Source organism: bacterium, from assembly GCA_035505375.1.
In the GTDB taxonomy this organism is placed as follows: Bacteria; Hydrothermota; Tepidihabitantia; order Tepidihabitantales; family Tepidihabitantaceae; genus UBA2258.
This window is the reverse complement of sequence record DATJQV010000006.1, coordinates 1-21,908: the sequence shown is the minus strand read 5'-3', so window position 1 is coordinate 21,908 and position 21,908 is coordinate 1. Positions and strand designations below refer to the sequence as shown.

Sequence of the window (21,908 nt, the reverse complement as noted above, 5' to 3'; positions counted from 1 at the left end):
AACTGCTAACTTTACACAAGTGCCGAAGTTTGTCAGGATTCAGCAGAAGAACCCGGCTGACGCGGCCGGGCAGGTTGTACGTGCGCTCAAGAGCGGCGTCGCGGTCGTGCCCATGCTCGGCGGGTATTGTGTTCTTGCCCGCGACCCCGAGGCGCTCGACGGGTTTGGCGGACCCTACCGACTTGTGACCGCGGAGCTGCTTGAAGCTGCCGTTGCCGGAGTGGAGCCGGCTTTCCGAGAGAGAGTACTGAAGATCATGGCCGGCCCACTGGTGGCGACGTTCGCCTCCGGTCAGCCCGGTCTGGTGCTCGCTTCCGAGCCGATAGGCCGGGAAATAGTCGCGCATCTCCATGGCGATGTCTGGGTCGGAGTGCCGGCCGAGAGGTCCGAGCCGGGCGAACTGGCGGATGAGCTCGGGAAACGGACTTCGGTCGTCGTCACCGGTGGCGTGGGTGGGCCGGGCCCGACCGGCCTCGATTTCGGCTCGCGTCCGGTCGTGGTTGACAGGCGGGGAAAGTTGGCAATACTTGACGTTGAGCAGCAGCTCGGTGAATTGGTCAGGATCGGCACCGGACTGTATTTCTCGGTGCTCGTTGTGTGCACGGGCAATTCGTGCCGAAGCCCGATGGCTCACATAATGCTCGCTAACATGCTCGAGGGAACAGCGACCTTTGTCTTTTCGGCCGGAACCGATGCGCCGGTGGGCAATCCCGCTGCCGAGCACGCGGTAACGGTGATGGGCGAGGAAGGCCTGGATTTGACTCGGCACCGGGCGAGCCAGTTGGTGCCGACCATGATCGAGGCCGCCGACCTGATACTGGTCATGGAGCATTACCATTGGGAACGGGTCGTGAAAATGGCGCCGGATGCTGCCGGGAGGACGCGGTCGTTGCTGACCTTCGTCGGCAGCGACGAAGCGGTCGGAGACCCGATCGGTTTCTCGATCGAGTCCTACCGCATGACGCGGGAAGTGATGAGGCCAGCCCTGGAGCGAGTCGCGGCTGAGGTTCGACAAAGGGCAGGAGTCAATGAAGTCAAGAGTTAGAAGTGAGGAGTTAGGGCCGGAGTTCGCAGCCGGGATCACAGATCTGTTAACTGCTAACAGCTAATTCCAAAGGAGCGCATCTTGGAGTACTTTTTTACCGATACTCAGAAGGAAATCCGCGACCTGGCGCGCCGGTTTGCCCAGGAGAAGATGAAGCCGGTCCGGGCTGAACTGGATAAGACCGGCGAGTTCCCCTACGAGCTGTTGAAGGGGATGGGCGAACTCGGGTTGATGGGCGTCTACTTTCCCGAGGAGTACGGCGGCCTGGGCGGCGGCATAATGGAGATGTGCATCGTCGTCGAGGAGCTCTGCCGGGTCGACGGTGCGGCCGGGCTCTGCTACGCGGCCTGCGGGCTCGGCGCGTTCCCGATACTGGTCGGCGGGACCGAAGAGCAGAAGAAGAAGTACCTGCCCCGGCTGGCGGCGGGCGAGATCGCCGCGTTCGGCATCACCGAGGCGAGCGCCGGCTCGGATTCGAGCAATGTCAAGACCCGGGCGCGACGCGACGGCGACAGCTACGTGCTGAACGGCACCAAGCAATTCATCACCAACGGCAGCGTGGCGAAGATCTACTCGGTCATCGCCAGCACCAACCCGGCGCGTGGCGCGCGCGGGCTTTCGGCGTTCATCATCGAGGACGGCACGCCCGGCTTCACCTACGGCAAGATCGAGGACAAGATGGGCATCCGCTGCTCCAAGACCGCGGAGCTTGTGTTCCAGGACTGCCGCGTGCCGGCCGCGAACCTGATCGGCGGCAAGGAAGGTTACGGGTTCATCCACACGATGAAGACGTTCGACCGCACCCGGCCGGGCGTGGGCGCCCAGGCTCTCGGCATCGCGGCCGGAGCCTTGGACGAGGCGATTGAGTACGCCCGGACGCGAATCCAGTTTGATGCTCCCATCGCCAGTTTCCAGGCGGTGCAGATGATGCTCGCGGACATGGCTATCCAGGTCGAGGCGTCGCGTGCGCTCATCTACGAGGCAGCACGCGCCGCGGATGCAGGCATCCGCAACGTCTCGGCTATCGCCTCCATGGCAAAGGTGCTGGCATCGGACACGGCGATGAAGGTGGCGACCGACGCCGTCCAGATCTTCGGCGGGTACGGCTACATGAAGGACTACCCGGTCGAGAAGATGATGCGGGACGCGAAGATAACGCAGATCTACGAGGGCACGAATCAGATACAGCGGTTGGTCATCGCGTCCGAGATGATCAAAGGAACGGCCTGGTGAGGAAATGACCAATTCCCAATTGCCAATTCCCAACGGAGCCCGAATGACAAGTGTCCAGTCGCGCCTCCGGCATTTCCGGGTTTGGTCATTCGTTGGGCATTGGTTATTGAGGATTGAGAATTGCCCATGAGTGCTGTCCGCGAGGTCGACGTCCTCGTAATCGGTGCCGGGCCGGCCGGCTACGTCTGCGCGATCCGGCTGGCGCAACTGGGCCGCAGCGTCGTTCTGATTGAGCGCGAGCGCGTCGGCGGGATCTGCCTGAACTGGGGCTGCATACCGGTAAAGGCTCTACTGCACGCGGCCCACACGGTGCGCGGCGCGGCCGAAGCCCGGCGCATGGGCATCGTCTTCGGTCAGCCCCAAATCGATTTCCAGTCGCTGTATAGCTGGAAGGGCCGGGTGGCCGACCGTCTCGTGCGCGGGGTCGAGTTCCTGCTCCGTTCGAACGGCGTTGAGACGATCAAGGGTACTGCCCGGTTCATCGACGGGCAGCACGTGGCGGTGGTCCAGCCGGACGGTACCGAGCTCGAGTTCGGCGCGAAGCACATAGTAGTCGCAACCGGATCGGTCCCTTCGGTGCTGCCGGGGTTCGAGCCGGATGGCATACGCGTGCTCGATTCCAATGGCGCTCTGAATATCACTCAGCTTCCCGGCCGTGTCGTCGTCATCGGTGCCGGCGCTATCGGCCTCGAGTTTGCCACGATATTCCGTCGCCTCGGTGCCAACGTAGCAGTGCTGGAGTTGATGCCGCAGTTGCTGCCGGGATTCGACACGGATGTGAGTTTATCATTGAAGAAGGCGATGGAGGGCGAGGGCATCGAGTTCCATCTTGGGGTCAGAGTATCGAGCCTGGAACGCGAGCCGGCGGCGGTCGTCCACTACCTCACCGGGGAGACTGAGTCCACGGTTGAGGCGGACGCGGTCTTGGTTGCAACCGGGCGCAAGCCATTCACGGCAGGTCTTGAGCTGGACCGGGCCGGGGTGAAGGTTGATGAGCGAGGTTTTGTGGTAGTCGACCAGAAGTACCGAGCCGGCGCCGCCCACGTCTATGCCATCGGTGATGTGAAGCCCGGCCTGCTGCTCGCGCACCGGGCCATGGCCGACGGCATCGCCCTGGCTGAGTCGATTGCCGGCAACCGGCAATGGCGTTTCAAGGCCGTTCCGTCCTGCGTCTACACCGACCCCGAGGTTGCCTCAGTCGGGCTCAGCCAGGCCGACGCTGTCAGCCAGGGACTGAAGGTGAAGGTCAGCCGACTGCCGATTTCCGCGATAGGACGGCCTTTGACCCTTGGCCGGAGCGACGGGTTGTGCAAGATGGTAGTGGATGCGGAGACCGACAAGGTGCTGGGCGTGCAGCTTGCCGCACCGGGCGCGGACGTCATGATTGCGGAGGCCACGGTCGCGGTCGAACTGGGCCTGACCGCGGCCGAAATAGGGCGGGTCGTTCACGCCCATCCGACGATGAGCGAGCTGCTGTTCGAGGCCGCCGAGGCCATTCACTCCAAAGCAATTCACATTGTCAATCGGTAGGAGCCGCAGGGGCTCGGAATCGGAATCCGTCAACCACGGATAAACACGGATGAACACTGATGTTCCGAAACTAATCTGTGTTAATCAGTGTCCATCTGTGGTTTCGCTGGTTCGGGATCGTGTCCCGAAGGCCCCCGCCGCTGTGCTAAGTCTGGGTCGCGTGGAATACGGCCGGGCGTTAGAACTGCAACGCGAGCTGTGTCGGCTTCGCGCCGAGGACAAGATACCCGATATCCTCCTGCTGCTTGAGCACCCGCCGGTCATCACGCTCGGCCGGTCGGCGAAGGCCTCAAACCTGCTCGTGAGTGAGGCCGAGCTCGCGCGACGTGGCGTCAGTCTGTACCGTATCGAACGCGGGGGGGACGTAACGTTTCACGGCCCGGGCCAGCTCATCGGCTATCCCGTGTTCAAGCTGGAGGCAGGACTGGCCGGCGTGCGCCGTTTCGTCGAGCGGGTCGAGGCCGCGCTGGTCTCGGCACTGGCCGAGCTCGGAGTCAAGTCAGGACTCAGACCGGGCTACATCGGTGTCTGGTGCGAAGAGCGGAAGCCTGAAAATGGGGACTGTACCTCCATGGGACTGTCCCCATTTTCAACACTGTCGACTGGCAGGGAACGGAAGATTGCATCTATCGGCATTGCGGTTAAGCGCCGGGTCACCTTTCACGGGTTTGCCTTGAACGTGACGGTGGACCTGGACTTCTTCCGGCTGATGAATCCGTGTGGCATGCCCGGCGTAGTCATGACTTCAGTGAGTTCCGAGGGTGGGGTCACTGACGACGCGCGCGTACGGTCAGCGGTCGTTGCCGGGTTTGAACGCGCGTTCGGAGTCGAGTTTCAGGAGAAACTGCCGCGGATCCTGACCTGTTTGACGCAGGACTTCAAGACCTCGGCCATCGCTTCGACCTCGGCCCGCGTGTAGGACTTCGTCCCGCCAAAACCGGTGACCCGTGCTTGCTTGGGCAGGTATTCCTGCAGGGCGACGGCCTGCGCTCCCTTGACCGCCCCGGCGATGGTCGTGATATCCTCTGGGTCGATGAGGCCGGGCACGAGCGTGCAGCGGAACTCGTGCTCGATGCCGGATTCCAGAACCAGCCGAATGGTCCGGAGCAGCGGGGCGACGTCCACGTGCCGTCCGGCCGCCTTTGAATAGCGGGAATCGAGTGGCGCTTTCACATCCATCGCGACTGAGTGTACGAGCTTCGAATCGACCAAGGTCTTGAGCGCATAGGGAAACGAGCCGTTGGTGTCGATTTTTACCTGTTGTCCGAGGTCGTTCAGAAGCCGACATAGTTCGAAGACTTCCGGATGCATGAGCGGTTCGCCGCCCGTGAGGACAACCCCGTCATACCAGTCGCGTTTGCGGCGGAGGGTCCGGGCGATTTCGTCCCAAGGCACCTCGGCCAGCGCCGGCTCGTCGTTGGCGATCCGTGCGTTGTGGCAGAACGGGCATGAGTAATCGCAGCCGCCGATCCAGAGGACGGCGGCGATCCGGCCGTGCCAGTCAAGCAGCGACGTCTCAGTGAAGCCGACGATGCGCATTTCCGTTTACCGTTTTCCGTATACCGTACGCCGTTCTTCCGCGCACTGCTTACGGTGCACGGGGTACGGTTCACGGTATGCGCTCACGGTTGATGTTAGGGCAAATCGCGGTTCAGTCAACCAGCGGAGACAGGCTGAGGTCAAGGTTGAGGTCGAGACCCGGAGGAGCGCACGTTCCTCGCCTTGACCTTAACCTCAACCTCAGCCTCAACCTTGATCTCAACCTCAACCTCAACCTTGCCTTCTTCTGTCGGACCCGCTATTGTTACACGCGTGACTGGTTACGTCCTCGCCCTCCTGGCCGGCGCAAAGCCGGTTCGGGGGCCGTGCGTACGTCAGGAGTGTTTCCCGGGCCGGCGCAGACGCGTCGGCTCGTCTGCTGCAAAGGAGTGATGAAGCATGACAGCAACTGGTGATATCGACATTGGGCATGTCGTCGAAGTGAACGGCGAACGGGTGCTCGTTGAGTTGCACGTTGATACGACCGTTCCACTGGTCGGGGACTACTACCCCGGGCAGCCGGGGTCGCATATCAAGATCGCGGTCCGCGACCGAAACGTCATTGGTCTGGTCTCGTCAATCAGCATGGACCGTGTCCACGTGCCGCAGACTCCGCAGGCAGATGGTTGCGTGCCGGTCGGACGGAGATTCGCGGACTGCATACTCATTGGGTCCATGGGTTCGGACCGTAGCTTCATTCGTGGCGTCGCCATTTATCCGACGGTGGGCCAACCGGTCAGCATGGTGACCCATGACGAGCTGAAGGGCATCTTCTCCGAGTACAGTGAATACCAGTTCTCGTTCGGCCATCCGACACAGGCCGAGGACCAGCGTGCCTACATAAATGTCGACCACTTCTTCGGACAACATGTCGCCGTGGTCGGCAGCACCGGTTGCGGCAAGTCCTGCACTGTCGTCTCGATTCTGCAACAGGCGATACGCCGATACCCGGACACGCACATCGTTGTTCTCGACCTCCACGGTGAATACGCCTCGGCGTTCCCGGATAACGTCACGCGGATAGACCCGGACAAGGTCGAACTGCCGTACTGGCTGCTCAGCTTTGAGGAGTTTCAGGACCTGACCGTTGACCAGGCCGAGTTCTCGGCCAAGAACCAGATGACGGTGCTGCGCGACGCGCTGGTGCGGGCGCGTGAAGGCACAGTCGGAAGTGACCGGCTGCGTAAGGGCGAGCGTGTTACCGCGGACTCACCCATCTTTTTCGACCTCGATGACCTGCTGGACACCATCAGGAACTGGAACATCCAGATGGTTCCGGATGCCGACGGCACGATGGTGCCGGGGCCGCTGTACGGCGAGTTCGACAAATTCCTCATCCGCCTCGACAGCAAGGTGAGCGACCCGCGGTTCAAGTTCATGTTCACGCCGACTCAATACACCACCAACGACAGCTTCGTGCAACTGCTCCGTGATTTCCTGTCTATCGACACCGGCAGCAGGATGGCATGTATCGACCTGAGCGGCGTTCCCTCCGACGCGGTCGGGGTGGTGGCGGCGGTGGTTTCGCGCATCGTGTTCGAATTCAACCTGTGGAATCCCGAGCGCGAGCGCTTCCCGATACTGCTTGTCCTGGAAGAGGCGCACAACTATGTGCCCAACCGCAACGACTTCCGTCTGCAGGCGGCCAAGGCGGCTATCGAGCGGATAACCAAGGAAGGCCGCAAGTACGGTGTCGGCACCATCATCGTCAGCCAGCGCCCAAAGGAGCTGTCCGAAACCGTGCTCTCCCAGTGCAACAGCTTCATTGCCATGCGGCTCACCAACCCGGACGATCAGGCTTATGTCCGCAAGCTGGTGCCGGATGCGCTTTCCGGACTCATGGACATGCTGCCGTCGCTACGGACCGGTGAGGCGTTGATTCTCGGTGACTGCGTGGCTCTGCCGACGCGGGTAATGATCGACTGCCCGGCCCCGAAGCCGATGAGCTCGGACGTCGAGTTCGCCAAGTGGTGGTCGAACGGTATCAAGGATATGGACGTGGACCGTATCGTCCGGCGCTGGCGCGCGAGAAGAAAAGACCTCTAGCCGCAGTACCTGTCGGTGATTGAAGGCCGGCGACAAACGTAGCCGACGTCGCGACTGCTGGAGCTCTCCGCTCAGTTTTCCTGCAAGCAAGTCCGAATCCGCCATCCTGGGCGCTGCTCTACTAGTGTACCAATTGCTCTCTCCCGAGCACAGGTTGGACCTGTAGCCCGTGCTCTGCCTTGCAGCGGGCAGCGGGAACGTGCGAATCGCGGGTGAATTCGCTCTCGAAGTCGCCGCGAGAACCACATCGCGATTCACGTCGGCAGTCACGCCGAGGGTGCCTTCCGGATTCGGCCAGCAAACCTCCGTCCGAATCGGCAGGAGAGTAGCCCTGCCCACGCAAGCGCGAATCAACTCGGAAGTCGCCGCCCGTCTCGTGCCGCAAATCAGGGCCAGAATCGCCATGCAAGTCCCGTCCCAAGAGGCCTTCCGAACCGCCTCCCGAACCGTTCCCGGAACGGTTCCCAGAGCGATTCCGAAAGCGTGTTCTACGGTCAGCCTCGCGACCTAACGCGTTCTATCTCAGCAATTTAGGCGCGCAGAGAGGCGTGGCGCCCCAATCAAGACGTGTCCCCATACATAGATACGTTTGAAAGAGCCAGAACGTGCAGGTGACTTTGGTAGAATAGCAGATTGACCACCCGAGGGCCGGTCTGGGGGATGCTCTGCCCATACCTTTGGCAGTACCTTTCCCAAAGCCTTTGGCAGAGCCTCGGGCAATGCCTCCGGCACAGCCTCTGCTATTGCCTCTGGCAGAGCCTTTGGTCGAGCCTTCCCCAATAGCTTTGGCAGTGTCTCTGGTAATGGCTTTCCCACGGTCTCTGGTATTGCCTCTGGCAATGCCTATGGTAATTCCTTTGGCAGAACCTCTAGCAAAGTCTCTCCCAATGGCTTCGGCAGAATCTCTGGCAATGCCTCTCCCAGTGTCTCCAGCAGGGCCTCTGGTAATGACTCTGGAGATGCCTTTGGCCCAGCCTCTGGCACTGCCTTTGCCAAGATGCAAGTTCCGCTGACGCAAGCCTCCGCCCGGCTCTTGTCCCGGCCGGTGTGGAATCAAGAGAGGCTGCCCGCGTTTCCGCGGGCAGCGTTCTCTCGACGGACTCGGAGCAGACCTATTAGGTCAGGACCACCTTCTTACTGAGGCACTAGTTCTCAGCCGTCATGGCACAGAAGTGGACCACGCAGGCATAACTGCGCCTCTTCGCTTACCGTCTCTATTTCGGGGACACAGTACTTATCTCAAGTCCGTTGCCGCGGCTTGGGTCCGCGCTTGAGTGGAACCAGGGTTCGGCCAGTCCTGACCTCGAGCGATTCTACAAAGTCGCTGTTCCCCAAGGGACGGCCGTTGCGCGCGTGACGTCGGATAAGTTCCAGGTCGGTGCTGTCCTACTCGCCACTGAGATACTCGCGCCAGTCCTCTACCCGGTTCAGCATCGGCTTCACCTTCACCAGTGTATCGTCGCGACCCCGTACATGAGCCGCCGCGCTGGACCAGGGATACTGCCATGGCCGCTCGACCAGACCGGCCCGCACCGGATTCAGTTCTACGTAGCGGACCGCTGCCAGCAGGTACTGCTCATCGAGCGGGTATGATGAGAAACGTCCCTGCCAGAGGTAACCGCGCCAGTTCTCACGCTAATTCACTCGGACTGTGTACCGACGGTGGGCCTCGCCGATCGCTCGGGCAAGACCTTGTTCGGTATCAGGTACTGCTACGAGGTGCACATGGTTGGGCATCAGGCAGTACGCCCAGATCTCGACTTTCTCCTGCCCGCACCATGCGGCCATCATTCGCAGATACGCCTTGTAGTCGGCTGTGCTGAAGAAGACCGGCTGGCGCCGGTTCCCACGCTGGACGACATGGTGGGGCACCTGCGCCGCAACCACTCGCGCTATTCTCGCCATGCCCGAGCATACGCGACGCCGTCCGAAAGTCAAAGGTAATTAAGTATTGTGTCCCCGAAATCCCCAAGTATTGTGTCCCCGAAATCCCCCAACACTATTTCCGAATGGTGTCACGTCGTACGCTTTGGCCGCTCCTAACGCCGCCGTCGACAGCCCGATGACAAGCAGTAGAGCTATCATGCGTTTCATACCCGACTCCTTCTTTTATTGTTTGAGTAGCTTGCTTTCCAGAACTCCATTCTTGGTCTCTACTCGCATGAAGTACAACCCTGAACTCAGTCGACCCAAGTTTAGCTCGGTAGATACGGTCTCCTTACTGATTGATTTCTCCAACATTCGTCTGCCCGAGACATCATAGATCCTTAGTACGCTCTCTCCGTTCAGTGCTTCGCCGAACCAGATGCGTGCAAGGCCGACAGCAGGATTTGGCATTACGCGGAGTTCACGCCGCAGTGTCGCCGCACTCTTTACCTCCTGGATGCCGACCGCAGCCGTTTCCGCTACCAGCACTCCTGCGTCGTAGCACGCTGCATACAGGTGAGATTCAACCCAATCCAGCCGGGTAACCGCATCGGGTGCTTCCAGTGAACCGATTAGCACTGGCCTGACCGGATTTCTGATGTCGAGAAGACGGATATCATTGCCAGGGTGGCCATAGATATGCCCGTTGCTGCCGACGAAGAGCAACGAATCGGTAGCCGTCACCGACCATCCGAACGTTGGTAGCACCACACTGTCAATCAAGTATGGTGAACCTGGGTTAGCAACACTGGCGACGCAGAGATTGCCGGAAACGATGTACGCGAACGTGTCTATCACCGCGACGCCGCAGGCCCCGCTGGGCGGGGTCAGCGTGCCGATTATTGCCGGGCTGTCCGCCCGCGCGATGTTGACGACCTGCAGGCCGGAGACACCGGTGGACACGAATGCCAGCGTGTCCAAAATGACCATCCCATAGCCTTCGGTCATGTCCGGTAGTCCGCATTCTCCTACGACTACCGGAGCGCGTGGACGGGCGACATTGACCACCTGGAACCCGTAGTCCATCGCCACGTAGATGAAGCTGTCACGAAGGATAACATGCTGGGGGAAACCTTCCACGGAGCACCCGGCGACGATTTCTGGGTGACGAGGGTCGGCGACGGAAACCACTCGGAGGTAGGGGCTAGGCCACCAGCCCATGAACACGAAGCTGTCGCGTGCTGTGGCAGTATTGCACACCTCATCCACCATGACTGTGTCGAGCCCCGAGATGCAAATCGGTCGGGTCGGGTCGGACAAGTCGAGCAGTCGCAAGCCTGACAAGAAATCAGCGACATAGCAGTGCTGCCCGTCAACATGCACGTCCATAGCCCACCCCGCTGAGAGCGCCCATGTGTCCAGCACCGGGTTGTTTAGGTTGGAAACGTCAACAATGGCCAAGCCGTCGCACTCGTCAGCCACCAGCGCCCGGTTCAGACTGGCGCTCTCCCAGACGCCATAAGGATACCTGTTCGTGGTCCGGCAAGAGTCAATGAAAGCCGGGTGCGCTGAGTCGGCAATGCTGAATATCTGGAATGGTAGTCCAACGTCGCCATCACCCGAAACGAAGGCGAGCGGACCATCAAGGAAGATATCGTAGCCGCCGAGGTTGCTCCGGTTGGCAAGAAGCTGCGGCGCGCTCGGCGTCGAGATGTCCAGCGTGATGAAGTGAGGCGTATAAGGTTCGCCGGTCTCCGCGTAGCTGGCACAGACCAGACTTCCTCTAGCGGTGGCCGTGAGCGTGCGGCCGCAGGCATACGTGCCAACTTGATGTGGACTGGCTGGATTCGATACATCCACGAATGCGAAGCCTCCGCTCTGGCAGACAACCACCGTGTTACCCGAGCCGGTCGTGACTGAGCCCGCCTCAATGCAGAAACCTAGCTCGTGCAGATTGGCTGGATTGGCAATGCTGAGGACGTGGAACGTATCGCTGCGGATGTAGAACAGGAAGGTATCCCGTATCCAGAAGTCTCCAACCGCTCCGAGAAGCTGGCCGCGTTTGACCGGCTGCGTCGGGTTGGCGATGCTCCAAATCTCAAGGTCAGCATTGCTACTGGTGTAAAGCAGCGAATCCTCAAGGTAAGACTGCGCCGTAAGCGATGGGAACTGAATCTCCGATAGTACTCGCGGACTGTCCGGCTGGGCGAAGTTGAGCAGCGCTACTTCGCTGCCAAGCGTCAGCACGACCAAGGTATCTTTGCCAGTGACCTCAGCCGCCGGCCCCCTGCCCCATTTGCCGACAAGCCTCAAACCCGAGCCCGAGTCAGACATCGTCCTCGGTCTTCCGTCTTCCGTCCTCCGTCCTTCGGCGTGCTCGTGCAGCCACTCCATCCTCATCTTGGGCGGCACCGTCCGCAGCGACTCTTGCACGGCGCGGTACTGGCCCAATACTGGCTGGCGTGCAAACACCAAGGATGCCAGTACGAGGCCCAAGAGCACGGCGGCAAGGAATTTCATCCGCTACCTCTGCCACATTGTCAGTCTGGAATTCCGTGAGTCAAGCTCTGCATCGTGCGCCCGCGCGAGCGACTTCTGGACCGTCGCCTGCTCTTGGAACGACGGCCTGCCAGCACAGGCCACCGCCGCCGCGCCCAGCAGAAGGGCAGCACTCCACCGCCACATCCTCATGGCGCGATGATTCTGGGCCTCTGAATCCGGCTGTCAATCGCAGTGGAGATTGGCGCGAGCTAGGTGCGGTTAGAGAGCTTCGGGGAGGTGGCGGAGGCCGGAAGGGATTTGCGATTGACGAGTGGCTAGTGGCGATTCGAGAATTCCTGCCAGCATCGAGCTTGATACACCGAAGTACAGACGATAGGACCAGAGCGGGTTGGCCACAGCGGCCCCTGTCGGACAGTGGAGGCCAAAGCCGCAGCCGGCAGTGAAGCTCACGGGCAGAAGGTGGGAGAGGATGACATCGGCGCGGAGTTCGGCGCCGACGCCGATGCGGGCGCGTGACGGGCCCGAGTCTGCAGTTTGCAGGTTGCAGTTTGCAGGGGCGGGCCGGGCTGAGGTGAGGCCGAAGTCGGCGAAGGCGGCGGCGTTGATGTTCTGAAGGAACAGCGGGCCCGTGCCGATGCCGCGTTCGACCCACCAGAGCGGAGCACGGAATTGGAGTCCAGCCGTGAGTACCGTGGACGCCGGCTCTGATTCTGATGCGTAGCCCCGCACGCCGAGCAGCCCCGGTTCGTTGTCGAGTTCGAAGGCGTCAGGTGCAGCTCTTTCAAAAGCAGTACCAACGACCAGCTTGGAACGCAGGCTCCACGTCTGCGGCGCATTCCCGAAGTACTGATACCAATAGCCGAGCACCCGGACAAGGTCCTTGTCGGACAGTAACGCCTTCTGCTGTGCGTCCGCGTGCAGGCCGATGACACGGCCCTCGACCGGCGCGACGTCGAACCGGTACTGATGGGCGTCGGAGTAGGTCCAGTCAAGGTCAGCATGCGTTGATAGTCCGCTCGGGACACGATCCGAATCGTCAGACGATTGGCAGGAGCCCCTGTCCGACAGTGCGGTCATGTCCCTTAGCGCCGTCAGGCCTAAGTCCAACCAGTTGGAGTGCCTGGTGGCCATGTACGCGAGTTCGAGGCCGAGGTTGCCCTGCTGCTGGTGTTGGTCGATGTCGGCGGCGGCGCTGATGAACGGGCGATAGCGGCTCAAAGTGTAGGCAGCGGAAAGGAAGGGTGAAGAATGACTGAACCTATACCCGGCCGTCAGTTGGTACTGGTGGAATTGGAGGGCGTCCCAGCCGAGCGTGAACGCGCCGACTTCCAGCGATTGGCGAATGGCGAATGGCGATTGGCGATTGGCGAGCGTCAGCCAGGGCAGCCAGAAGGCGGGAAGGAGGCCCGGAAACGGGTTGTAGTAGTAGAGCTGGGGCGCGTGGGTGGTAGCTGGGGACATGCCCTCGGCTCGGGTCGGGACACGATCCGAATTGTCGGACAATTCGGTCATGTCCCTTGGCAGAGTATCCTTGAATTCCGGGGCGAGCTGCCACTCTGCGGAGCGAAAGTCGGTGGTGCTGATGTCATAGCCCGAGGCTGAATAGCTCGTGACCGCAATCCAGCGGTTATCAGGGGAAATCGCCGGCTCGAATACACCATACTGGACATTGGTGACCGCGAAGGTCCGGCCGGTCGCAAGGTGGTAGGCGTACAGGTTGAACACACCCGAGCGGTCCGAGACAAAGAACAGGAGCCTGCCGGTTCTCGACCACGCGGGAGACATGTTATTGGCGCGGTCGTGGGTAACGGAAATCGTCCAGCCGGTGCGGCGGTCAATCAGCTCGATGTCCGTGTAGCCGCCGGGGCGAAGGGCTGCGACCGCGATCCACTTGCCGCCCGGTGAGAAGCGCGGGCTGCTATAGGCCGTGTGGTCATCAGTTTCCGTAAGCCGGGACACCTTGCCCGTGGCGAGGTCGAGCAGCTTCAGGTCGTTCTGGCCTCGGTCATTGGAGACAAAGACCAGCAGGGATGTGTCCGGGGCGAAGTCGGGGTCGCGGGCACGCTGGCCGTGCGTAAGCTGATGGACGACGCCAAACTGGAGGTCGAGGGTGAAGATGTCCTCATACTCGTAGTAGTTGCCCTCAAGGTTCAGCTCGGCGAATGCCAGTTGGCGGCCGTCAGGAGAGAGCGACAGGTTTCCGGTCACAAGGCCTCGATGCAGCACGGTCACCTGTCCGGTTGCGGTGTCGAGCATCCTGATTGACGGGTATTCCTCGTCGGTCTTCGATACGTAGAAGAGCGCCGCCCCGGAGCGCGACCAGAGGGGAGAGCTGGTCGAATAGCCCTCGTGCGTGAGGCGCCGAAGAGAGGATGAGGGATGAAGGATGAAGGATGAAGATGGGGCTTCGGGCTTCATCTTTTCCGCCTGGGTTTCGCTCCACGCATGGTAGATGCTCTGGCCCAATGTCTGTTGCGCGTAGAAGTTCTCGAGGTAGGGGAGACCAGCGGAACGCTCGCGGTTGTACCGGTCCCAGATGGATGAGTCGGCGAAAGCGGGGACAGTCCCTCGGAGCGCGAGGACGCGCGGTACAGTCCCCGTTTTCGCGGCTTTGACGACGTACCCGTGGAGCAGGGAGCCGTAGAGATATGGAGCGTCACCGTCGGGGTAGCGCTGAAGATCGTAGTTGCCACAACGGTCAACGGGCAACCATCGGTTGGAATCCGCAGCCGCACGCGCCATCATGTCGTACTCGGTGCCGCGCAGGCGGCCGAAGTCCGTGAACCTCGTCTCGTTGTAGACCGCGTAGCCTTCATTCAGCCAGGCGGGCGCAAGCGCGTTCGGCATGCTGATGCGGCCGAACACCTTTCGTAGTCCGGCCATCACGCCGGCGACGCGGTCTATCTGCAGGATGTGCGAGTATTCGTGCAGGATGAGTATGCGCAGCCAGTCGCCCTCGTTCGTCTTGCTGCCGCCGGGCGGCGTCGGGATGATGGTGATGGTGTTGTTCGGGAATGGCGCGGCCCAGCCGTTTGAGTAGTCGTAGAAGTCGGCGATGACGATCTGGGTCCTTGCCCGCGGTACCCAGCCAACGACAGGCGTAATGGTGGCGTGGACCTCTTCAGCGATGCTTGAGACCTCTCGTGCCAGTTGGAGCGATGAGCTATCCGGTCGGCCGCGGCAGGAGAAGTGAACGTCGAAGTGGTCGGACTCCAGCGTGTACCAGTTGAGGCGCGGGTCGATGTTGATGCTGCCGGGCACGGACGCGGCGTTCAAGTACAAAGGACAAAGCACAAAGGACAAAGCAAGGAGGAAAGCACAAAGTCCTAACGCGGATTTGGGACTTGTTCCTTTCGTGCTTGCTTGGTCCTTTGTCCTTGCCACTTTGTCCTTTGGCCCGTGAAATCCGATCGCTCTATCCCTCGATCCCTTGATCCCTTGTCTACAGCAGCGACAGGCGCTTGATCAGCATCGTCGCGTACGAGCCGGGTGGCAGGAAAAACGAGAGCAAGAGCTTCTTGCGGCCGGGGTAGAGGTCGTCGGGTTCGGGCGACGACGCTTTCAGGTGCTCGGGAGTGACCACGGCCTTGCGTGGGTATGCCTTGAAGAACACACCGCGGATGCGCAGCTTCAGTTCCAGTTGGTCGAGGGACAGACCTTCACGGGCAAGGACCTGGTTCGTAGCCCGCGCTGCCCGTTCGCTGGCAAACTCCGCATCCGGACCCGGCGCCGGGATAACCAGCTTCGAGAGAAACTTCGCGTCGGTCGGACTCAGCTCGTCGTAGAAGGCAAGAGTTCCGAGCGAGTATTCGAGCTGTCGGGGTGCAGCCTTCATTTCCGCCAGCAGCGCGGCCATGATTTCGTTCCAGAGCCATCCCTGATACGCGTTCACGAAGAGCTCGAGCAGGTTGCGAGGGATGAGGTAGACCGTTCCTTTGAAGTCCTTGGGGCTGATGCTCAGATGCTTGATGGCCGGTTGCCCTTCTGGCGGGGCGAGTTGTAGAATCCGCGGCCAGTCGCCCCAGTGTTCCTCAATTCCGGCTTTGCGGCGTCGCGTCTGCGCATCGTCAGCTCCCGACGGCGTGCCCAGCCAGAGCCGCAGAGCGCCGTTGAAGTGCCCGGCGATCAGGCGACGGGCGATGAAGCCCTGGCCGTGGCGGGCCGAGCCAAGACGCTGCTCGTCATAGTAGTTGGGAAACCCGAATCGGTTGACCTTGGGCAGCGCGGTGAGGATTGCCGATGCCTCGTCGTCGGTCAGGGCACGCAGCGTCACCCGAAACGTGTTCCCGAGCAGAACGTCACGACTGACCGGCTCGTCGGCCATCCCCGCCAGCCTGAGCGTGTAGTTCTTTTCGATTACCTGCTTCGGCCCGCGGCCCGGAATGGAGAGAAACTGGACTGACTGCGCGTAGCGGTCCTTCAGACCGGCGCGGCTCAGCTTCCTCAGCCCGTGGCGTTGCTCAAGATGGGTGATGACATCGAGCGTGTTCCAGAAGCGCTTCTCAAGGCGGTAGATTGAGTACGCGCCGGCGCGCTTGAGCCTCAGCCTGAGGCGTTCCTCGACCTGGAAGTCCTCGGGTCTGGCCTTCAGCTTCATCCGGGGAACCGGACGCGGATTTCACCACTAGGGCACAAAGGCACAAAGAGCATCCGAGTAGCAGCAGCAGAGTCTTGGTCTGTTCCTGTACGTCCGGACCTTCGTGTCTTGGTGTCTTTGTGGTAGGGTTCCTTTTCTGACCACTTGGCGTTCTTGGCGTCTTGGCGGTTCAATTCCGGTTCCTCCGATTCAGGCAGAGCGAACGCTCCTTGCCACTAGCAGCGCTCCGATAACGATGAACAGGATTCCGGCTCCAAGATGAACCCAGCGAACCGGCAGCACCTTTGTCAGTTCGCTACCTACCAGGCAGGCGATGAGAGAACTGGTGACCAGTGCAGCCGAACTGCCAATGAAGACGGGGCTGAACGTATTCTTACCCGTGGCAAAGCAGAGCGTGGCGAGTTGGGTCTTGTCGCCAAGTTCGGCCAGAAAGACCGAACCGAAGGTTGTGGCAAGGAGTCTCCAGTCCACTGTCTACTCCTATCCTGCGGCGGCGGTCAGTGCTTCCACGTCCGCCACTTTGCCTGCCGGTGAGACCACAAGTTCGCGGTCAATCCTGCGGGCAAGGCCGGCGAGCACGTTGCCCGGGCCGACTTCGAGGAATCGTTTGCAGCCGAGGGCCTTCGCGCTATTGATAGTCGCGACCCAACGGACCGGCGATATGAGCTGCTTTGTCAGGCAGTCGCGTACCTGCTCAGCGGTCGTGACCGGCTGACCGGTTACATTGGCGATGACCGGGAAAGACGGCGTGCGGATTTCGAAGCCTCCCAGAAATTCGGCGAACTCTGCCGCCGACTCCTTGAGCAGGGGCGAATGGAATGCCCCGGATACCGGCAGGAGCACGGCCTTGAGCGCGCCGCGGGTCTTGGCCAGCTCGGCCGCAGCTTTGACCGCCGGAACCTCGCCGGAGATGACCGTCTGCCTGGGCTCGTTGTAGTTCGCAGGCACGACTATTCCGCCTGCGTCTTTGCAGAGTTGCTCGACCGCGGCTGCCTCCATGCCGATGATGGCGGCCATAGTCCCGGGGTTCTTCTCTCCTTCGGCATACATGAGCGCGCCGCGGCGCTTCACGAGCTTCATTACCGAGTCAAAGTCGAGCACTCCTGCAGCGTAGAGCGCCGGATACTCGCCGAGGCTGTGGCCGGCAGCCATGGCCGGGCTGGTCTTCGGCAGGACGGCCAGCGCCGCGAGCGAATGGGTCAGAATCGCGGGCTGGGTGTAGCGGGTCTGGCGCAGTTCGTCTTCAGGACCCTCAAACGACAGCTTCTTGATGGGCATTTCGAGCGCCTGCTCGGCGCGGTCATACACGTCGCGGGCCGGCCCGAACTTCGAGTAGAGGTCGGCACCCATGCCCACGAACTGAGAGCCTTGGCCGGGGAAGAGGAAACCAATTGAATCACTCATAGTAATGCCTTTCGGTTGGGCCGGCTGGCGCCAGAGGCGCGGCAGCGGCACGCTTCCTGCGATTCACCGTCCATCATACGGTTCAGGCCAGCGCTGTCAACGTCATGTCAGTGCCGTCGTGCCAAAGGACAAAGGACAAAGTCGTAAGGACAAAGCAATGAGGAAAGTAACAAGCCAGTCTCGTCCTTCGCACTTCGTCCTTTCCTCGTTGTTTAGTCCTTTGTGCTTATGACTTTGTCCTTTCCTGAGCGGATTGTTTGACCCGCGGAGTGTCGCCAAGTATGCTTCCGGCCACCCGCTGATGAAGCTATTTGCTGCTCTCCTTCTTTTCGCCGTGGCCACGGCGCGCGCGGCCTCGGTCGGCTACGTGTCGATTGAGACCGATTCCCTGCCCGACCACGTCTATCTCGACGCCGTCTCGGTGGAGATGACCGTTGCGCCGACCGTGGTCGAGGCTGCACCGGGCAAGCACTTCGTCAGCTTGTTTCCGCCCAGGAAAGTCTACGAGGCCGCGTGCGACCAGGCCCCGGACCAGTTCTGGGACGGGCTGCGGAGGCTCGGGGCAATCCCCGACGAGCCCGGCCTGCTCTCAAGCTATGAGGCCGGCCCGGTCCGGGCTGGGACGAACTGGGTCTACGTCATGCCGGACGACACGGTCCGGGTCAAGCTCTCGCACGCCGTTGTCCTGAGGACCTACAACCACGATGCGGGCTGCGTCATGGGGACCTTCATCGGCTGGACCGCCGCTATCGGCGCGGCGATGGTTTTCGCGGTCATTCTCTCCCGTATCGGCACCTGACAAAAGCGACGGGCGGGCTTGACGCCCGCCCGAAGTCTGCAAGAACAGCGCTACCAGCGATTGCCGCCTTCATCACCGCCACGGCGTCCACCGCCGCGCGGGCCGCGACTCTCGGTGCGGGCGCGGGCCTCGTTCACGGTCAGCGGACGGCCGTCCATCTGGTATTGATTGAGGGCGGAAACGGCCGCTGCCGCCGCCTCATCCGTCGCCATTTCCACGAATGCGAATCCGCGGGAACGCTCGGTGAACTTGTCCTTGACTATCTCCGCCGAGACCACGTCGCCGTGCTGGGCAAACAGCTCGCGCAGCTGGTCCTCGGTCGCGCTGAAGGGAAGGTTCCCCACAAACACGCGCTTTCCCATATGTCTGCCTCCGGACAGGTTTGCGCTTGGGGCTCGTTACGGAACTACGGGTGCGGGCACGTAGGACATACAGACCTGACTCATAGACTTCCTGACCGACCACAAGCATTCTCGAGACCTCATGCTTCATGCCGGATGCCAGGCCTCGCGGCATCCAGCGTGTCATAGTAACTTACGGCCCTACTGTGTCAAGATAAATCGGGGCGGGAAGCGCCCACGGCCGCAACCGGACGGCTCGCTTCGGGCCTTGTCGCGCGGGGCAGCGGCCGGGCGATTAGGGACGACGTGGGGCTTCGGCCGACAAGTCTTTCCAGTCGTTGATGCGATCACGTTCCGGCGACCAGTCAGCGGCGAAAATCGTGCGCCGGGTTTCAACGGCGACCGGGTTGGGCAGGTAGTGCTCGCGGAACACGGGGTTGAAATAGAGCTGCCCGTGATAGGCCCAGTCACCGACCGACGCCCTGCGCATCGAGTCCTCAGTGACCGGAAGTTTGAAATTGGTGACCACCAGATCCGGCTTGAGCACGCCCAGCGAATAGTCGAAATCGAACTTGTTGAGACCGGGCTTCCGGCCGTTGGACGCGACCGGCATGTGCGCAATGTGGGAATCCGATTTGCCCAGCAGATCGATGCCGTAACGCTCGGAGAAGTAGATAGTCGTGCCTGCCTGGAAATCAGCGACCCGGGCCGTGGGCTGTGTGTTCTGCTTCAGCAGGAGGCCGATGCGGACATAGTCGGCTTCGTCCTTGTCGTGCCTCAGATAGTCGGCGTAGTTGAAGGCGATGAGCGGCGTGGTCACGAGGCCGAGGATGACGAGCGTCAGCCTCAACGGCGGGCGCAGGCGCTGGATGCCCACGAACGCCAGCACCGTGACCAGGGGCAGGACCGGCACCAGGAACCGGAAATGGTACAGGGTATCGCCGCCAAGGTATGTGATATAGGCCACGTAGATGAGAAACACGGCCACGCATGCGCGCAGCGCCTGCCGTGACCGCCCGAGCGCGCCGGCCACGGCCAGCGCTATCACGAGCGGGTAGTGGGTGATGAATTGTCGGGTGTAGAGCAGGCCGGCCCTGGTCCGACCGGGCCAGTGCTCGGTCTTCAGGTAGGCAGTATTGGGCAGGAGCGCATGATAGTAGTAGAGCCGGAACAGCTCGTGGAGCGCGGGCAGCAGGAGCGACAGGCCGAAATAGAGGAGCACAGACCGCCGATTCCGGGTGAGAACGAGAGCGAGCGCGCCCAACAGACAGCCGAGCACGACGGCATCGGCCCGGACCAGGGACATGACCGCGATGAGCAGGTACGTGGCCGGACGGGGACGGTCGAGTTTCGATTCATGCAGGATGCGACACGCAGCCCACAGGAACAGCAGCATGAGCAGGATGCTCTCGCCGCCCGACGTGGCCCAGTACATCGTGTCCTGGCAAAGCACATAGCCGGCCAGCGACGCGGCGGTCGCAAGCGCGCCGCCGCCCAGCAAGCGCACCAGCCGGATAATTACCGGTACCGTGGCCGCGGCCAGGACCAGGTTGGCCAACAGCACGACCAGAGAGGTCATCGCGGCCGGGACACGGAGGAAGTGGACCAGGGCCATGAACAGGGTCCACAGTAAGTTGCTGTAGCCTTCGACCCGCATGCCGGGATTCCAGACCAGCCCTGCGCCGGCCGCCAGATTCCGGGCATACCGCATCGAGATCATTGCGTCGTCGTCGAGCCACCAGTACCGGTGTCCGGCCATGATTGCGCTGCGCCCGAGCAGCAATGGCGGCAGCCACAACAGGATCAGGACGGCCATCGCCGCCACGAGCACGTAGCGCTCCTTCAGGATTCGCCCCGCGGACGCGAACCAGCTCGCGGGCGTCAGGGAACCAAGGGTGAGCGGCAGGCCGCCGCAGAGCAGGACGAACGCGAAGCTGAGACGGACTCGGTTGAGCGTGTGCGGGGCCGGGGCGCTGCCCTTCATCAGCGAGACCGCGGCGAGGAGCAGTTTGTCCAGAAGGCCGCTGAACGCCAGCGCCGATACGACGACCACCAGGAACAGCCCGGCGGCGACTGCGAAACGCCCGGAGCCCTTCGCCGACTTTGGTTTCATCGGCCCCGGCTCAGGGAACCCTCAGGGCATTGGAGCCGGGATTGTGCAGCTCCGGGGACAATGTCCGGGTAGTTCGGGGCGACAGCACTTGAAGCCATGTGTGTCAAGGCGGAGAAGGCACGCCGGCGTCTCGCGCCTTTACGACCAGCGGAAGGGATCCCGATTCCATGTGGCGGGAATTCTAATATCCGCAAGACCGTTGTCAAATCGCATCTAACTCACCAGACTCGAAGTCGCGCCACCAGGGCACCAAGACACCGGGCGGACATGGCCACCCGCGATCCTAACCTTCCTAGTGTCCTTGCGCCTTTCTGGTGAAGCCCGGTGCAGGTTCTTGAGTCACCAGTCCCGGGACGCGCGAAGCCGGACTGGTTGCAGCTTGGACCGCGACGCGTGTCGCAGCTCTCCTCGTAGCTCTCCAAGAAGCCCTGCAGGTTGGTCTCGAGGTTACGTGCAGAGTAATCCGGGAAGGAACTCTGACGGGAAAGCCGACTGTAACTCGGCAAGGAACCCGGGATTGAACCCGACCTGTTACCCGGCAAGGAACCGGACAAGGAACTCTGGTCGTTGCTCGCGAAGTAGCGGAAGAAGTAGCGGTGGAAGTAACCGTAGAAGTAACCCTCGTCGTTCCTCGGGAAGTTGCTCCGGTCGTTACCTCGGAAGCCATGTGCGGAGCTACGGGGGGAGCATAGGAGGGGTTGGGAAGGGAATAGGGGTTAGGGGATTGGGAATAGGGAAGTTAGGACAGGGATTGGCGGTCGGGGCCGTAGAGGGCCAAGTCGGCGAACTTGCGGGCCAGCACGCGCCTTGCGTCAGCCGGGCTCGGATGCGGGGAAGTCTGAGTTCGCCGCGAGTCCTTCAGCTACGGGTGGAAAACAGCATGCTCATCGCTC

General features: G+C 61.6%; 15 protein-coding genes and 1 pseudogene. 6 read left to right on the top strand and 10 right to left on the bottom strand.

Features of this window, described 5'->3' with window-relative positions:
- Positions 1-19: 19 nt before the first annotated feature.
- The 4 genes from VMH22_01175 to lipB all read left to right on the top strand — a co-directional run bounded on the left by VMH22_01175 (position 20) and on the right by lipB (position 4,727).
- A complete protein-coding gene (locus VMH22_01175) occupies positions 20-1,045 on the top strand; it encodes a hypothetical protein (GenBank protein ID HTW90307.1) in 1,026 nt (341 codons plus the stop codon).
- 81 nt (positions 1,046-1,126) lie between these two features.
- Complete coding sequence (locus tag VMH22_01170; protein HTW90306.1) at positions 1,127-2,278, top strand: acyl-CoA dehydrogenase family protein; 1,152 nt, start codon at positions 1,127-1,129, stop codon at positions 2,276-2,278.
- Between the two features lie 126 nt (positions 2,279-2,404).
- A complete protein-coding gene (gene lpdA, locus VMH22_01165) occupies positions 2,405-3,808 on the top strand; it encodes a dihydrolipoyl dehydrogenase (protein ID HTW90305.1) in 1,404 nt (467 codons plus the stop codon).
- Positions 3,809-3,857: 49 nt separating this feature from the next.
- Positions 3,858-4,727: a lipoyl(octanoyl) transferase LipB gene (gene lipB / locus VMH22_01160; GenBank protein HTW90304.1), complete on the top strand. Its 870-nt coding sequence runs from the start codon at positions 3,858-3,860 to the stop codon at positions 4,725-4,727.
- Here lipB and VMH22_01155 read toward each other — a convergent pair.
- Positions 4,643-5,347, bottom strand: coding sequence for an anaerobic ribonucleoside-triphosphate reductase activating protein (locus VMH22_01155; GenBank protein ID HTW90303.1), 705 nt, complete (start codon positions 5,345-5,347; stop codon positions 4,643-4,645). The two genes, lipB and VMH22_01155, sit on opposite strands and share 85 nt — an antisense overlap.
- A gap of 399 nt (positions 5,348-5,746) precedes the next feature.
- Between VMH22_01155 and VMH22_01150 the strand changes: the two genes are divergently transcribed.
- Positions 5,747-7,393: an ATP-binding protein gene (locus VMH22_01150; protein ID HTW90302.1), complete on the top strand. Its 1,647-nt coding sequence runs from the start codon at positions 5,747-5,749 to the stop codon at positions 7,391-7,393.
- A gap of 1,239 nt (positions 7,394-8,632) precedes the next feature.
- On the opposite strand, the pseudogene VMH22_01145 reads toward VMH22_01150, so the two are convergent.
- The 7 genes and pseudogenes from VMH22_01145 to fabD all read right to left on the bottom strand — a co-directional run bounded on the left by VMH22_01145 (position 8,633) and on the right by fabD (position 17,762).
- Positions 8,633-9,298 (bottom strand): annotated as a pseudogene (locus VMH22_01145) (transposase).
- Between the two features lie 204 nt (positions 9,299-9,502).
- Positions 9,503-11,779 carry a T9SS type A sorting domain-containing protein gene (locus tag VMH22_01140; protein HTW90301.1) on the bottom strand — a complete coding sequence of 759 codons (2,277 nt, stop codon included), beginning with the start codon at positions 11,777-11,779 and terminating at the stop codon, positions 9,503-9,505.
- Positions 11,780-11,782: 3 nt separating this feature from the next.
- Positions 11,783-11,950 (bottom strand): hypothetical protein, encoded by a 168-nt coding sequence (locus VMH22_01135; GenBank protein HTW90300.1) that lies wholly within the window; start codon positions 11,948-11,950, stop codon positions 11,783-11,785.
- 69 nt (positions 11,951-12,019) lie between these two features.
- Entirely contained in the window at positions 12,020-15,022 is a 3,003-nt protein-coding gene (locus VMH22_01130) for a hypothetical protein (GenBank protein ID HTW90299.1), read from the bottom strand.
- Between the two features lie 181 nt (positions 15,023-15,203).
- Positions 15,204-16,358: a tRNA pseudouridine(13) synthase TruD gene (truD, locus tag VMH22_01125; GenBank protein ID HTW90298.1), complete on the bottom strand. Its 1,155-nt coding sequence runs from the start codon at positions 16,356-16,358 to the stop codon at positions 15,204-15,206.
- Between the two features lie 189 nt (positions 16,359-16,547).
- Positions 16,548-16,829, bottom strand: a complete 282-nt coding sequence (locus tag VMH22_01120) for a TMEM165/GDT1 family protein (GenBank protein ID HTW90297.1) — start codon at positions 16,827-16,829, stop codon at positions 16,548-16,550.
- A gap of 9 nt (positions 16,830-16,838) precedes the next feature.
- Complete coding sequence (gene fabD, locus VMH22_01115) at positions 16,839-17,762, bottom strand: ACP S-malonyltransferase (GenBank protein ID HTW90296.1); 924 nt, start codon at positions 17,760-17,762, stop codon at positions 16,839-16,841.
- Positions 17,763-18,063: 301 nt separating this feature from the next.
- On the opposite strand from fabD, the gene VMH22_01110 reads away from it, so the two are divergent.
- Complete coding sequence (locus VMH22_01110; GenBank protein ID HTW90295.1) at positions 18,064-18,561, top strand: hypothetical protein; 498 nt, start codon at positions 18,064-18,066, stop codon at positions 18,559-18,561.
- A gap of 50 nt (positions 18,562-18,611) precedes the next feature.
- Here the strand turns inward: VMH22_01110 and VMH22_01105 are convergent, their stop codons facing one another.
- Complete coding sequence (locus VMH22_01105; protein ID HTW90294.1) at positions 18,612-18,923, bottom strand: RNA-binding protein; 312 nt, start codon at positions 18,921-18,923, stop codon at positions 18,612-18,614.
- A 274-nt stretch (positions 18,924-19,197) separates the two neighbouring features.
- On the bottom strand, positions 19,198-21,015 hold the full coding sequence (locus tag VMH22_01100) for a hypothetical protein (protein HTW90293.1): 1,818 nt from the start codon (positions 21,013-21,015) through the stop codon (positions 19,198-19,200).
- Between the last annotated feature and the right edge of the window lie 893 nt (positions 21,016-21,908).

What these genes read in the sequence shown, in the direction of transcription:
- lpdA (HTW90305.1), top strand. Translation starts at nt 2,405, where the DNA reads ATGAGTGCTGTCCGCGAGGTCGACGTCCTCGTAATCGGTGCCGGGCCG.
- lipB (HTW90304.1), top strand. Translation starts at nt 3,858, where the DNA reads ATGAACACTGATGTTCCGAAACTAATCTGTGTTAATCAGTGTCCATCT.
- VMH22_01155 (HTW90303.1), bottom strand. Translation starts at nt 5,347, where the DNA reads ATGCGCATCGTCGGCTTCACTGAGACGTCGCTGCTTGACTGGCACGGC.
- VMH22_01150 (HTW90302.1), top strand. Translation starts at nt 5,747, where the DNA reads ATGACAGCAACTGGTGATATCGACATTGGGCATGTCGTCGAAGTGAAC.
- VMH22_01140 (HTW90301.1), bottom strand. Translation starts at nt 11,779, where the DNA reads ATGAAATTCCTTGCCGCCGTGCTCTTGGGCCTCGTACTGGCATCCTTG.
- VMH22_01135 (HTW90300.1), bottom strand. Translation starts at nt 11,950, where the DNA reads ATGAGGATGTGGCGGTGGAGTGCTGCCCTTCTGCTGGGCGCGGCGGCG.
- truD (HTW90298.1), bottom strand. Translation starts at nt 16,358, where the DNA reads ATGAAGCTGAAGGCCAGACCCGAGGACTTCCAGGTCGAGGAACGCCTC.
- fabD (HTW90296.1), bottom strand. Translation starts at nt 17,762, where the DNA reads ATGAGTGATTCAATTGGTTTCCTCTTCCCCGGCCAAGGCTCTCAGTTC.
- VMH22_01110 (HTW90295.1), top strand. Translation starts at nt 18,064, where the DNA reads ATGAAGCTATTTGCTGCTCTCCTTCTTTTCGCCGTGGCCACGGCGCGC.
- VMH22_01105 (HTW90294.1), bottom strand. Translation starts at nt 18,923, where the DNA reads ATGGGAAAGCGCGTGTTTGTGGGGAACCTTCCCTTCAGCGCGACCGAG.
- VMH22_01100 (HTW90293.1), bottom strand. Translation starts at nt 21,015, where the DNA reads ATGAAACCAAAGTCGGCGAAGGGCTCCGGGCGTTTCGCAGTCGCCGCC.